The sequence below is a fragment of the Pantoea sp. C1E2 genome (genome assembly GCF_056491465.1).
The window spans coordinates 91,582-104,440 of record NZ_JBSZHT010000004.1; the positions used below are offsets into that span (position 1 = coordinate 91,582).

The following is a 12,859-nucleotide window of genomic DNA, read 5'->3' on the forward strand; positions in this document are numbered from 1 at the left end:
CCGCCTATTTTAGCGCCAGCAGATGAAGTGGTTATTAAATAATCGTGTTAATAAAAAGACTTATGCCCGCCAGAGCAATCCAGGGACCGAAAGCAAGGGGTTGAGAGAGGTCACGTTGCCAGCAAATTTTGGCAAAAAATAGTGCGCAAATTGCGCCCACACAAGCCAGTATCAGCACATAGGGCAAAAGTGCCCAACCCAGCCATGCACCCAATGCTGCCACTAACTTTGCGTCGCCCATACCCAGTGCCAATTTTCCACTAACACATTGATATAAATGGCTGATTAACCAAAGTGCACTGTAACCTGACACCACGCCAAACACGGCATCATTGAGTGAGCCCGGTAGCCATCCGACGGCCTTTAATAATAGCCCAAACCAAAGCAATGGCAGGGTGATCACATCTGGCAACAAATAATGGTCAATATCGATCAGCGATAGGGTTAGTAGAGCCCAGAACAGCAGGAGTGTGATGGCGAAATGTCCCTCGACAGGAAAGAAGAAGACGAGGATGAGGCTGACCGATGCGCTGAAAAATTCGACCACGAGGTAACGTGCACTGATTGCAGAGTAACATTCTCGACATTTACCTCGTAAAAGCAGCCAGCTGATAACGGGCAGCAAATCTCGCCAGCGCAGCGCCTGTTTGCATTTTGGGCAGTGTGAAGCGGGTCGCCACAAACTTATCCGCGCTTCCGGTTGCTGCCATTGTCTGGGGAGTCGATACACCACGACGTTAATGAAGCTGCCAACGCTTGATCCCAACACCCACATCAGTATCCACAACATCCACTCCATGATTAACCTCGGCGATCCCCTTGCATGAGGCAAGAGAGGCTACGCCCGAATGGAAAAGTGAGCGAGTTTTAAGCGGACATTTCATCGGTTTTCAGTTCGATTTCAGAGCAGTTTCAACGATTCAACTGTACATGTTGAAACGCGTGATGATGTTGATGCGTGAAGAGGGCGCTGGCAGTGCAGTTTCAGGTAAAAAACCGTGGAATTCGAGCAGGGCACGGAAAGCCTGCTGCGCATCCTGCTGTAAGCTATGGTCGATCAACGCATCGATTCGTCCAGCTTGCATCAGCGCGCGATTTTCCCGATCGAGATCGTGACCAATAAAAGCGTCGATTTGAATATTGTGTTCATCAAAGGCGCGCAGGATCCCGGCGTTTCCACCTCCTACGGTATAAACAGCCTGAATATCAGGCTGCTGTGTCAGGAAAGAGTGTACGCATTGGTACATTTTCTGATCGATACCGAATCCTCCGGCAATGAGCTTGACCTGATGCTGAGGCGCTAATTGCGCCATACCCGCAATAAAACCATCAATTCGCTCCTGTTCGCCGACAAAGTCCTGACTGCCGATAACTGCGGTGATGCGTGCTTTATCGCTGCGCAACCATTTTGACATCAGGAACGCCGCCGCTTTTCCTGCGCTGATGTTATCCATACCGATATAACGCAGGCGGGAACTGGCCGGCATATCGGTCACTACGGTGACGATGGGAATACGCTGTTTACTGAGGCTTTCCAGCGTTGGTATCAGGCGGTCGTCATTGATGGCTTTCAAAATAATGCCGTGACTGTTTAATGCGCATTTTTTCAGCAGTGCATCCACCTCTTCAACGGTCATATTTTCATGGCAGTGGAATCGCAGTTGTAGACGAAAAGCCCCGAAACTGGCGATTTGGCTGGTGAATGCCTCACGCACTAACTCACTAAATCGATCCGGCGTATGCATGATGATGTCGAAATACAACGTCCGTCCTTGCGCCAGTCCCGTCTTCCGCAGCAACTCAAGATCGGCAATCGCCTGTTGAATACGATGCTCGGTTTGTGGATGCACTCGGCCGCGATGATGCAATGCGCGGTCAATCGTCGCCAGGCTCAATCCTGACTGCGCCGCAATCTGCTTTAAGGTAAATTTTCCCATGAATTTATGAGGTGTTTATGAGGTGTTTTTGATGTTTTGTTAACGTAATGTAGCTGCTAGTTTGTGGGGTATCAAGTCGAGCAAGGCCATCACTGCCTGTAATACAGCGACAAGAACATCCCCTGTAAACTGACATAACAATGAGGTCATCATGACATCACATTATTTTGTAAATGAAGACCAGGCTGCGCTGGAAGACTTACAAGAATTCTGTGCACAGTCCGTTAATGTTGAGGATTATCCGCTCGCCAGTGAGGTGATCTCTGAAGTGCTGATTTACGATCGTGACGTGCTGGAAGACGCGGCAGTCATGGATAAAAAGGGCGTGCTGAGTGAGTTGCACAAAGCGCTCTCTTACGGCCCCGGCGTTTTTGTGGTTCGTGGGCTGTACACCGATCTGGCATGCGTTGATCGGGCATCACAAGTCTTTGAAGCCATCATGCATGAAGAGGCGAAATCGAAAGTTCAGGCCGATCACTTCTCCAAAGCGGGCAATAACGGACGCATCTGGAATGCGCTGCAAAAACTGGCACAGGCGAATCCTCAGGTCTTTGTTGATTACTATGCGAACCCAACGTTGGGATTAATTTGTCAGGCATGGCTGGGGCCGGCGTGGAGCATGACTTCTCAGGTCAACCAGGTTCGCCCCGGTGGTGAAGCGCAACAGGCGCACCGCGACTATCATCTTGGTTTCCAGCAAAGTGCTTTCGCGGCTGAGTTTCCGATCCCCGTGCACGTCCTGTCGCAATACCTGACGTTGCAAGGTGCGGTAGCGCACAGTGATATGCCATTGGCTTCGGGTCCCACTCGTTTGCTGCCCTGGTCACATCAATATGAGATGGGCTACATTGCTTATCGACGTCCAGAATTTGCCCAGTATTTTGCCGATAACTTCGTACAGTTGCCGCTGAAGAAAGGGGACGGATTGTTCTTTAATCCGGCGTTGTTCCATGCTGCGGGTAATAATACCACCAAGGATCACGTCCGAACGGCGAACTTGCTGCAGATCTCCTCTGCTTTCGGCGTGCCAATGGAAGAGGTTAACCATGAGCAGTTGCTTAAATGGGTTTATCCGGTGTTGCGCGAGGCGCGCCTCAGTGAAGCAGAACTTCATGCTGCCATCGCGGTTGCCGCGCGCGGTTATTCATTCCCAACCAATTTAGACACGGATCCACCGGTTGGCGGGATGGTCCCTAAAACGCAGCAGCAGTTAGTAAGTGAAGCACTTAAGGCGGGCTGGAGTTCAGCGGAATTTGAAGCGGCTTTGGATGCACATACCGAAAAACGTCGAGCGTAGCCTTTAAGAACAGCAGTCAGACTGAGGACTGCTGTTTGAACATTTGAATGGCTTCCTGCACGTTACTGGTGGCCAGTGACATCACGGGTTCATTATTGAGAAACACGTCATAATGGCCTGCGTTGTAGCGAAACACATACAAATCACCACGAAATCGCAAACCCTTGGTTTTCACTCCGATATGGTGGCGGCGCAGCGCTGCCTGAGCGAGTCTGTCGGCTCCAGTATTCATTGCGTATCCTCCTCCATTTATATGCCGTTAGATTTCCCAACATAGAGTAAGGCTGGAATATTAATTTAACCTTAAGAACAGTATAGGTTAATTTTTTATCGTTATGTTTATCATTGATTTAAATAGAAACTCTTTAATCCTCTTTCCTCCGCTCTTGCGTTGATTAATCTATTTTGAATCTTTAATGAAAAATTGATGAATATTGTTCTCAGGAGGACATTACCCGCCAGGTTTCTCTACCGATCATCAACGTTTAAGAAATAACTCATCTTGTCTTACTGCCATTTAATGTTCCGTTAAGTTTTCCTCCGTATTTTGTTCTACGAGGCAATATGACAGGTGTGCTTAAGTTTTTTGCGCCAGATTAAAAAATTAACAGTTCGTGCTACCGAATTGGGACCGCTTAATCTACGTTTAAACAGCAAGTTACTGAATGTTGTTAGGGAACTGAATCACTGCACACTGCAATTGGTCCTGTTTCAGGCAACTTTGAGTGTAAAACGTTAAGGTAAACTTATGACTTTTCTTCCATTCTCGCGCCCGTCGTTGGGCGAGGAAGAGTTAGCGGCGGTAAAAGCAGTATTTGAATCTGGCTGGATCACCACCGGTCCTAAAAATGCGGAACTGGAACAAGCCTTTTGCCAGCTAACCGGTAATCAACATGCGATTGCCGTCAGCTCAGCGACTGCTGGAATGCACGTCACGCTTCTTGCGTTAAATATTCAACCCGGTGATGAGGTTATTACCCCCTCACTGACGTGGGTGTCGACAATTAACATCATTACGTTACTCGGCGCAACGCCGGTAATGATTGATATTGATCGCGATACGCTGATGGTCACCCCTGAGCAAATTGAAGCAGCGATTACCCCTCGCACCCGCGCCATTATTCCGGTGCATTATGCCGGGGCACCTGCGGATATTGATGCGATTCGCGCTATCGGCGAGCGCCACGGCATTGCCGTCATAGAAGATGCTGCACATGCCGCAGGTTGTTACTACAAAGGTCAGCACGTTGGCCAGCAAGGTACGGCCATTTTCTCCTTCCATGCCATTAAGAATATGACCTGTGCAGAGGGCGGTTTGATCGTCACCGACGACGCTGAAGTTGCCGATCGTATGCGCAGCCTGAAATTCCATGGCTTGGGTGTGGATGCTTATGATCGCCATACCCACGGGCGTAAACCGCAGGCTGAAGTGATCATGCCGGGTTTCAAGTACAACTTGCCTGATATCAGCGCAGCGATTGCGCTGGTGCAGCTAAACAAGCTGACTGCCATTAATACGCGTCGTGCGGAGATTGCGCGGCGTTATCTGACCGAGCTGGCGGATACACCTTTCTTACCGCTCGCTCAACCTGAATGGTCGCATCAACATGCCTGGCATCTGTTTATCATCCGCGCTGATGAAGCCACCTGCGGTTTAAGCCGTGACGCGCTGATGGAAACACTGAAAGCGCAGGACATTGGCACTGGATTGCATTTCCGTGCCGCGCACACCCACAAATATTACCGCGAACGTTATCCGCAACTTTCCCTGCCAAACACGGAATGGAATAGCGATCGCATCTGCTCAATACCGCTGTTCCCTGATATGCGCGATGAAGACGTCAGCCGCGTGATCGGCGCATTACGTCATATCGCTGGAGTTTGATTGCCATGCTTGAAGAACAAATCATTCGTAAAGTCTCCGTGGTGATCCCGGTTTATAACGAAGAGGAGAGCTTGCCAGAGTTGGTGCGTCGCACCGATGCGGCTTGTGCTGTGCTGAATCTGGATTACGAAATCTTGCTGGTGGATGACGGCAGTAGCGACCGCTCAGGTGAGATGATTGCCGAAGCCGCTGATATGCCGGGCAGCCACGTGGTTGGCGTATTGCTAAACCGCAACTATGGTCAGCACTCGGCAATCATGGCCGGTTTTAACCATGTGTCAGGTGACCTGATTATCACACTGGATGCCGATTTGCAGAACCCGCCAGAAGAGATCCCCAATCTGGTCAAAGCGGCTCAGCAAGGTTATGACGTGGTCGGCACCGTGCGTCAAAACCGTCAGGACAGTTGGTTCCGTCGCCGCGCTTCACGCACCATCAACCAGCTGATTCAACGCGTCACCGGTAAAGCCATGGGCGACTACGGCTGTATGTTGCGTGCTTATCGCCGTCACATCGTCGATGCCATGCTCAACTGTCACGAGCGCAGCACCTTTATTCCTATCCTTGCGAACACCTTTGCACGCCGCACGATTGAGCTGCCTGTAGCCCATGCTGAGCGCGAGTTTGGTGACTCGAAGTACAGCTTTATGAAGCTGATTAATCTGATGTACGACCTGGTGACTTGCCTGACCACCACGCCACTGCGCCTGCTGAGTATCGTCGGCAGCCTGATTGCGCTGGCCGGTTTTGCCTTCTCACTGGTGCTGATTGTGTTGCGTTTGTTCCTCGGTGCCGACTGGGCCGGGGACGGGGTGTTCATGCTGTTTGCGGTGCTGTTTATTTTTGTCGGCGCGCAGTTTATCGGCATGGGCTTACTCGGCGAATACATCGGCCGAATTTACAACGACGTACGCGCTCGTCCGCGCTACTTCATCCAACGTGTTATTAACTCGCAGAAAGATGTCTCCTCTGTACAGGAAATTGAGCAATGAAAACTATCGTCTTCGCCTATCACGATATGGGCTGTGCAGGTATTACTGCGCTGTTAAATGCGGGTTTTGAAATCAGTGCGATTTTCACCCACGCTGATTCTGCCACTGAGAACCATTTCTTTGGTTCGGTCGCCCGTCTGGCGGCTGAACAAGGCATCCCGGTGTATGCGCCGGAAGATGCCAACCATCCGCTGTGGGTGGATCGTATTAAAACTATGGCGCCGGATTACATTTTCTCCTTCTATTATCGCAATCTGCTCAACGACAGCATCCTGAGCAGCGCCCGTCTGGGTGCTTTCAACCTGCACGGTTCACTGCTGCCTAAATATCGTGGGCGCGCACCGCTGAACTGGGCACTGGTGAATGGTGAGACCGAAACGGGTGTGACTCTGCATCGCATGGTGAAACGCGCGGATGCGGGCGATATCGTGGCACAGCAACGAGTTGCCATTGATGAGCAAGACAACGCCATAACTCTGCATCGCAAACTGACGACCTGTGCTTCACAACTACTGGAGCAGGCATTGCCGGCGATGAAGCGTGGTGAGATTGTGGCGACGCCTCAAGATCATAGCCAGGCGACAGTGGTGGGACGTCGCACGCCAGAAGACGGTCGCATTAAGTGGGAACAGTCTGCACAGTCAATCAATAATCTGGTGCGTGCGGTCACCGATCCTTGGCCGGGTGCATTTGCTTTCGCCGGAACCGTGAAGTTTGTGGTGTGGAAAGGGCGCGTACATGCCGATGCGCCTAAAGCCAAGCCAGGCACGGTGATTTCCGTTGAACCTTTCCTGATTGCCTGCGGTGAAGGCGCCCTGGAAGTGGTGACCGGACAAAGTGAAAACGGCGTCTATATGAACGGCAGCCAGTTGGCACAAAGTCTGGGGATGGTGCCGGGCGCACTGTTGTACTCTCAGCCGGTTGCGGCCGTTAAACGTCGTACGCGCGTGTTGATCCTGGGTGTAAACGGATTTATCGGTAACCACCTGACCGAACGCTTGCTGCAGGATGATAACTTCGAAGTTTACGGTCTGGATATTGGATCGGATGCCATCAGCCGTTTCCTCGATCAGCCGCGCTTCCACTTTGTTGAGGGTGATATCAGCATTCACTCGGAATGGATCGAATATCACATCAAAAAATGTGATGTGGTGTTGCCGCTGGTGGCGATTGCTACGCCAATTGAATACACCCGCAACCCGCTGCGCGTGTTCGAACTCGATTTTGAAGAGAACCTCAAGATTATCCGCGATTGCGTAAAATACAAAAAACGCATCATCTTCCCATCCACATCGGAGGTGTACGGCATGTGCACCGATAAGCACTTCGATGAAGATCACTCCAATCTGGTGGTGGGACCGATCAACAAACAGCGCTGGATCTATTCCGTGTCCAAACAACTGTTGGACCGTGTGATCTGGGCGTACGGCGAAAAAGAAGGGCTGCGTTTCACGCTGTTCCGTCCATTTAACTGGATGGGGCCGCGTCTCGATAACCTGAACGCTGCGCGTATTGGTAGCTCTCGTGCTATCACCCAACTGATCCTCAACCTGGTAGAAGGTTCGCCGATCAAGTTGATCGACGGGGGCGCACAGAAGCGTTGCTTCACTGACATTCGCGATGGTATCGAAGCGCTGTTCCGCATTATCGAGAACAAAAACAACAACTGCGACAGTCAAATCGTCAACATCGGTAACCCGGAAAACGAGGCGAGCATCAAAGAGCTGGCTGAGCGTCTGCTGGCAAGCTTTGAACGTCATCCGCTGCGCGACCAATTCCCGCCGTTTGCAGGTTTCCGTGAAGTAGAAAGCAGCAGCTATTACGGTAAAGGTTATCAGGATGTCGAACATCGTAAACCGTCGATCAAAAATGCACGTCGCCTGATTGACTGGACACCGACCATCGAGATGGATACCACGATCGATAACACGCTGGATTTCTTCCTGCGCACCGTTGAGTTGCAGGATAAGCCATGAAGAAAATTGGTTTGCGCGTAGATGTTGATACCTGGCGTGGAACCAAACTCGGCGTTCCGGCGCTGCTAGAGCAGTTTAGCCTGCACCAGTTGCAGGCCAGTTTCTTCTTTAGCGTAGGGCCGGATAACATGGGGCGCCACTTGTGGCGCCTGATGAAACCGCGCTTCTTATGGAAAATGCTGCGCTCACGCGCAGCTTCTCTCTACGGCTGGGATATTTTATTAGCTGGCACGGCCTGGCCAGGACGCGAGATTGGTCGTGGCCTGGAGGAGATCATCAGTGCTACGGCTGACCATCACGAGGTCGGTCTGCATGCCTGGGATCACTTTGCCTGGCAAACCTGGGCTGGCGTATGGCCAGAACAGAAACTACTGGAACAGATTTCACGCGGTAAAGCCGCGCTGGAATCGATTATAGGTGACAGCGTCACTTGTTCCGCCGTTGCGGGATGGCGTGCGGATGGTCGTGTCGTTGCAGCTAAGCAAACCTTTGGCTTCAGCTACAACAGCGATTGTCGCGGCACCGGACCTTTCTTGCCACGTCTGCGTGATGGCAGCTTAGGCACGGTACAAATCCCCGTGACGTTGCCAACCTGGGATGAAGTAGTGGGACAGTCGGTTAGCGCTGCTGACTACAACGATTTTATCCTTGAACAGATGCTCGCAGCTGAAGGATCGCCGGTGTACACCATTCATGCTGAAGTCGAAGGCATTATTGGTTCTAAGGCATTTGGCGAGCTATTAACCCGCGCTGAGCAACAGGGCATACACTTTTGCCCTCTGAGCGAGTTGTTGCCGGACGATCTCAGCACGCTGCCACAGGGCAATCTGGTGCGTGGGCATATACCCGGACGTGAAGGCTGGCTTGGCTGCCAGAGCTAGACGTTAACAGGAAACTTTATAGGAACCACGGATGCGTACAGGCACCAAAACGGCGCTGCTGCTGGCGCTTTTCGCGCTCTACTATCTTATCCCAATTGAATTCCGCGCCTTATGGCAGCCGGATGAGACACGCTATGCTGAAATCAGCCGTGAAATGCTGGTCAATGGCAATTGGGTGGTACCGCACTTCTTTGATTTGCGCTATTTCGAAAAACCGATAGCGGGTTATTGGGTCAATAATATTGGCCAGCTCTTGTTTGGTCATACCAACTTTGGCGTCCGCGCCGGTTCAATTTTTTGTACCACGCTCAGTGCCGTGTTGATTTACTGGCTCGGTCATCAGATGTTTGCCAGCCGGAAAATCGCCCTGACGGGCAGCGTCATTTTTCTCACCTCGCTGCTGGTGTATGGCATTGGCACTTATGCGGTGCTCGACCCGATCCTGCTGTTATGGATGGTCGCCGCGATGTGCAGTTATTGGCTGGTAGCGCAAGCTTCCACCACGCAACAGCGCCTGTGTGGCTATGTCCTGCTGGGCGCAGCCTGTGCGATGGGCTTTATGACCAAGGGCTTTCTCGCGCTGGCGGTGCCGGTGTTGGCAATAGTGCCCTGGGCGATTTGGCAAAAACGCTTCGGTGAGCTTTTGCGCTGGGGTCCACTGACAATCATCGTCGCTGCACTGCTCAGTGCACCGTGGGCGCTGGCCATTTATCGTCAGGAAGGGGATTTCTGGCATTACTTCTTCTGGGTCGAACATATTCAACGCTTCGCCGAGAAAGATGCGCAGCACAAAGCGCCATTCTGGTATTACCTGCCGGTGTTGCTGGCAGGATGTCTGCCGTGGCTGGCGCTGCTGCCGGGTTCACTGCTGGGTGCGTGGCGCCAGCGTAGTCAACATGCGGGTAGTGTTTACCTGTTAAGTTGGGTGATCTTACCGCTGCTGTTCTTTAGCATCGCCAAAGGGAAGTTGCCGACCTACATAATGCCGTGTTTTGCACCGCTGGCGCTGTTGATGGCGCATTACGCTCACAGTGGTTCTGCACAGTTAGTGAAGGTGTTTAAAGTTAATGGCTGGATCAACCTGCTGTTTGGCGCCATCACAACCGTAGTCCTGTTGGTGGTCATTGCTCCATGGGGATTGGCGCACAAGCCGGTTTATACCCATGATGAAATACTGCCCTTAATCTGTGGCGTACTGGCCTTTGTAGGCTGGGGCATGATGGGATGGTTCAGTCTTAAACCGGGTGCCTGTCGCTGGCAACTGGCGGCGCTTTGCCCGTTAGCCCTGGCGCTGCTGGTGGGCTTTGCCATACCGCAGAAAGTTCGTGATTCCAAACAGCCACAGAGTTTTGTAAGGGCGGTGCATCATCAACTGGCAGACAGCCGCTATCTGCTGGCTGACAATCCGGGCATCGCAGCTGCGGTGGCATGGGAAACAGAGCGCAGTGATATCACATTCTACGATGCCAAGGGCGAACTGCAATACGGCCTCAGCTATCCCGATGCGCAAACGCGCTATGTCGATGGTGCTGCATTTGCTGACTGGCTGCGCGAACATCGTCGCCATGGCAAAGTGTCCGTGGTGATGATGCTCAACTCGGGCGAGAACGGACCTGATCCTGCAATGCCAACGCCGGATGATGTCTATCGTCAAGGCCGGCTGGTCTATTACGGTTATAACGCGACGCCATGAATCTGTTGCTCATTCTTTTGGTTAGTCTATTGAGCTGCGCCGCCCAGCTTTGTCAAAAGCAGGCGGCGTATCTGGGCACGCGCCACGGTAAAAAACGGCTCATTATGTGGATCGCGCTGAGCATCTTTCTGCTCGGCGTGGCGATGTTGCTATGGCTGCTGGTGTTGCGGGTGGTGCCGGTCAGTGTGGCCTATCCGATGCTAAGTCTTAACTTCGTATTAGTCGCCCTCGCGGCGAAGTTGATCTGGCGTGAGACATACACCTTACAACAGTGGTTTGGCACGCTGGCGATTGTTGCCGGGGTAGCGCTAATGGGGAGCCACCTATGAAAGGGGTGATTCTTGCGCTGTGCAGCGTGCTACTGGTGTCACTGGCGCAATTGGTTCTGCGTGCCGCGATGCTGGATTTCCCGCCATTAGCCGCGTTACTCAGCCCGCAATTCTGGCAGCATCTTCAGCCGCTGCTCCTGCTGTGTATTGGGCTGGGAGCTTATGCGTTATCGATGCTGTGCTGGATGCTGGCGCTGCGCCATTTGCCGCTAAACAGGCTCTATCCTTTGTTGAGCCTGAGCTATGTGCTGGTGTGGCTGGCGGCCATTTCTTTGTTTGGTGAAGCTTTCCGCTGGAGCAGTTTTGCTGGCGTTTTACTGATTGTCTTCGGATTGTTGTGCGTTTCGCTGCCGCGTAAGCCATAGCTACGGGTTATTCATTCGCATGTGCAAAAACCGAAGCGCTCGGGACACCCAGCGGCTGCGCAATTTTTTTCTCGGCTAACAAACCGCTGTTGCGTCCCTCAGCCATAGGCTGTTTACGCTCAGCGGTTTTTAACTCACGTATATTGGCGCTAAAGTCGTATTGCACATTAGCTCATCAGCCATAACACATCATCAGTGGGTAAGGCTATGTGACATTGTCACTTTATCCTGCGCAAATGCTTTTCATTAAGGTATGCCAGCGATGGCGTACCCAGCATGCCCATATCGCGGTTCACTTCATTCACGATCAGGTCAATAGCCAGTTCAACACCAGAAGTCCCCCCGACTGCGCAAGCATAGTTAAAAGGCCGGCCGACAAAGCAGGCCTTTGCTCCTAGCGCCATCGCTTTAATCACATCGGTTCCGCGCCGGATACCGCTGTCCATCATCACCGTCATATTCCCCGCTGCGGCGACAATCTCGGGCAAGACATAAATTGGCGGGATCACCGTATCCAACTGACGCCCACCGTGATTTGAAACCACAATGCCGTCGATGCCGATGGATTTACAACGTAATGCATCGTTGCGACTGAGAATGCCTTTTATCACCATGGTGCCCGTCCAGCGCTGACGAATATGTTCGATATGCTGCCATGTCAGATGGCTGCGCCCGCTGAAATCACGCACGGCATTTTTTGAAAACAGCGGTGCGCCGCGCACTGCGTTATTGTTTTCGAAATAGGGCATGCCCGTAGCGAGCAGGGTTTTCAGCAACGTGCCGTAAAGCCAGCGGGGATGTGTGACGCCTTGCCACGCCAATGCCAGACTGGGGCGAAAAGGCGTCGCAAATCCGGCCCGCACATTGTTCTCCCGGTTGGCTTTGACCGGAGTATCCACCGTGACCACCAGTATGGGAATGTGCGCACGCTTGACGCGATCGACTAATGCATCAATCTCTTCCAGTGTTTTAGGCAAATAGGCCTGAAACCACATCGCCGGATTGACCGCGGCCACGTCTTCCAACCGAATCAGAGATGAACCGCTCATGATAAAGGGCACGTTTTTACTGGCTGCCGCTCGCGCTAAGGCGATATCACCCTGAAAACCGGTGATGGCGGAAATACCCATCGGCGCAATACCGACTGGCGCAGCATAGCGATGGCCAAACAGCTCAACGTCTGTATTGCGCTGCGATACATCCACCATGTTTTCCGGTATCAGGCCATAGCTGGCATAGGATTGCTGAGTGTGACGTAGCGCAATGTTGTCCTCAACACCGCCGGAGACATAGGCGAATAGCGGATGGGGCAGACGTTTTTGGGCATATTTCTCGAAGTCATTTAATGAGAGACAACGTTGATGCAATTTGCGCATGAGATAGCGATTCAGCTGAGAGAATAAAAGAGTGAAAAGTCATGCTATTGCAATGATGGGATCTATCAAATGCTTTAAGTGGAATTGTTTATCTGAATAAAGCATATGGGCGCACCTCAGCGCGCCCA

General features: G+C 52.1%; 12 protein-coding genes. 8 read left to right on the forward strand and 4 right to left on the reverse strand.

The window, feature by feature from the left end; all coding sequences use genetic code 11:
- Positions 1–34: 34 nt before the first annotated feature.
- Positions 35–799 (reverse strand): prepilin peptidase, encoded by a 765-nt coding sequence (locus ACXI0A_RS21875; protein WP_479485295.1) that lies wholly within the window; start codon positions 797–799, stop codon positions 35–37.
- Between the two features lie 121 nt (positions 800–920).
- On the reverse strand, positions 921–1,937 hold the full coding sequence (locus ACXI0A_RS21880) for a substrate-binding domain-containing protein (protein ID WP_476145895.1): 1,017 nt from the start codon (positions 1,935–1,937) through the stop codon (positions 921–923).
- A 151-nt stretch (positions 1,938–2,088) separates the two neighbouring features.
- Between ACXI0A_RS21880 and ACXI0A_RS21885 the strand changes: the two genes are divergently transcribed.
- Positions 2,089–3,234 carry a phytanoyl-CoA dioxygenase family protein gene (locus tag ACXI0A_RS21885; RefSeq protein WP_476145893.1) on the forward strand — a complete coding sequence of 382 codons (1,146 nt, stop codon included), beginning with the start codon at positions 2,089–2,091 and terminating at the stop codon, positions 3,232–3,234.
- 16 nt (positions 3,235–3,250) lie between these two features.
- On the opposite strand, the gene ACXI0A_RS21890 is transcribed toward ACXI0A_RS21885, so the two are convergent.
- The gene (locus ACXI0A_RS21890; RefSeq protein WP_476145891.1) at positions 3,251–3,466 is read right to left on the reverse strand and encodes a hypothetical protein; all 216 of its coding nucleotides are present in this window, start codon (positions 3,464–3,466) and stop codon (positions 3,251–3,253) included.
- 516 nt (positions 3,467–3,982) lie between these two features.
- Here ACXI0A_RS21890 and arnB point away from each other — a divergent pair.
- From arnB to arnF, 7 genes are read left to right on the forward strand one after another with little or no spacing between them, the layout of a single operon-like run.
- Positions 3,983–5,119, forward strand: coding sequence for a UDP-4-amino-4-deoxy-L-arabinose aminotransferase (gene arnB, locus ACXI0A_RS21895; RefSeq protein ID WP_476145889.1), 1,137 nt, complete (start codon positions 3,983–3,985; stop codon positions 5,117–5,119).
- Between the two features lie 5 nt (positions 5,120–5,124).
- Complete coding sequence (gene arnC, locus ACXI0A_RS21900) at positions 5,125–6,111, forward strand: undecaprenyl-phosphate 4-deoxy-4-formamido-L-arabinose transferase (protein ID WP_476145887.1); 987 nt, start codon at positions 5,125–5,127, stop codon at positions 6,109–6,111.
- Positions 6,108–8,087, forward strand: coding sequence for a bifunctional UDP-4-amino-4-deoxy-L-arabinose formyltransferase/UDP-glucuronic acid oxidase ArnA (gene arnA, locus ACXI0A_RS21905; RefSeq protein WP_476145885.1), 1,980 nt, complete (start codon positions 6,108–6,110; stop codon positions 8,085–8,087). The genes arnC and arnA overlap by 4 nt, the downstream gene beginning before the upstream one ends.
- Entirely contained in the window at positions 8,084–8,968 is an 885-nt protein-coding gene (gene arnD / locus ACXI0A_RS21910) for a 4-deoxy-4-formamido-L-arabinose-phosphoundecaprenol deformylase (RefSeq protein WP_224933223.1), read from the forward strand. Before arnA ends, arnD begins: the two co-directional genes overlap by 4 nt.
- A gap of 31 nt (positions 8,969–8,999) precedes the next feature.
- Positions 9,000–10,661: a lipid IV(A) 4-amino-4-deoxy-L-arabinosyltransferase gene (gene arnT / locus ACXI0A_RS21915; protein ID WP_476145882.1), complete on the forward strand. Its 1,662-nt coding sequence runs from the start codon at positions 9,000–9,002 to the stop codon at positions 10,659–10,661.
- Positions 10,658–10,990: a 4-amino-4-deoxy-L-arabinose-phosphoundecaprenol flippase subunit ArnE gene (gene arnE, locus ACXI0A_RS21920; RefSeq protein ID WP_224933221.1), complete on the forward strand. Its 333-nt coding sequence runs from the start codon at positions 10,658–10,660 to the stop codon at positions 10,988–10,990. The genes arnT and arnE overlap by 4 nt, the downstream gene beginning before the upstream one ends.
- Complete coding sequence (gene arnF, locus ACXI0A_RS21925) at positions 10,987–11,355, forward strand: 4-amino-4-deoxy-L-arabinose-phosphoundecaprenol flippase subunit ArnF (protein WP_224933220.1); 369 nt, start codon at positions 10,987–10,989, stop codon at positions 11,353–11,355. Before arnE ends, arnF begins: the two co-directional genes overlap by 4 nt.
- A gap of 218 nt (positions 11,356–11,573) precedes the next feature.
- On the opposite strand, the gene ACXI0A_RS21930 is transcribed toward arnF, so the two are convergent.
- Positions 11,574–12,731 carry an alpha-hydroxy-acid oxidizing protein gene (locus tag ACXI0A_RS21930; RefSeq protein ID WP_476145880.1) on the reverse strand — a complete coding sequence of 386 codons (1,158 nt, stop codon included), beginning with the start codon at positions 12,729–12,731 and terminating at the stop codon, positions 11,574–11,576.
- Positions 12,732–12,859: the final 128 nt, after the last annotated feature.

What these genes read in the sequence shown, in the direction of transcription:
- ACXI0A_RS21885 (WP_476145893.1), top strand. Translation starts at nt 2,089, where the DNA reads ATGACATCACATTATTTTGTAAATGAAGACCAGGCTGCGCTGGAAGAC.
- ACXI0A_RS21930 (WP_476145880.1), bottom strand. Translation starts at nt 12,731, where the DNA reads ATGCGCAAATTGCATCAACGTTGTCTCTCATTAAATGACTTCGAGAAA.
- arnT (WP_476145882.1), top strand. Translation starts at nt 9,000, where the DNA reads ATGCGTACAGGCACCAAAACGGCGCTGCTGCTGGCGCTTTTCGCGCTC.
- ACXI0A_RS21890 (WP_476145891.1), bottom strand. Translation starts at nt 3,466, where the DNA reads ATGAATACTGGAGCCGACAGACTCGCTCAGGCAGCGCTGCGCCGCCAC.
- arnB (WP_476145889.1), top strand. Translation starts at nt 3,983, where the DNA reads ATGACTTTTCTTCCATTCTCGCGCCCGTCGTTGGGCGAGGAAGAGTTA.
- arnD (WP_224933223.1), top strand. Translation starts at nt 8,084, where the DNA reads ATGAAGAAAATTGGTTTGCGCGTAGATGTTGATACCTGGCGTGGAACC.
- arnC (WP_476145887.1), top strand. Translation starts at nt 5,125, where the DNA reads ATGCTTGAAGAACAAATCATTCGTAAAGTCTCCGTGGTGATCCCGGTT.
- arnE (WP_224933221.1), top strand. Translation starts at nt 10,658, where the DNA reads ATGAATCTGTTGCTCATTCTTTTGGTTAGTCTATTGAGCTGCGCCGCC.
- ACXI0A_RS21875 (WP_479485295.1), bottom strand. Translation starts at nt 799, where the DNA reads ATGGAGTGGATGTTGTGGATACTGATGTGGGTGTTGGGATCAAGCGTT.
- arnA (WP_476145885.1), top strand. Translation starts at nt 6,108, where the DNA reads ATGAAAACTATCGTCTTCGCCTATCACGATATGGGCTGTGCAGGTATT.
- ACXI0A_RS21880 (WP_476145895.1), bottom strand. Translation starts at nt 1,937, where the DNA reads ATGGGAAAATTTACCTTAAAGCAGATTGCGGCGCAGTCAGGATTGAGC.
- arnF (WP_224933220.1), top strand. Translation starts at nt 10,987, where the DNA reads ATGAAAGGGGTGATTCTTGCGCTGTGCAGCGTGCTACTGGTGTCACTG.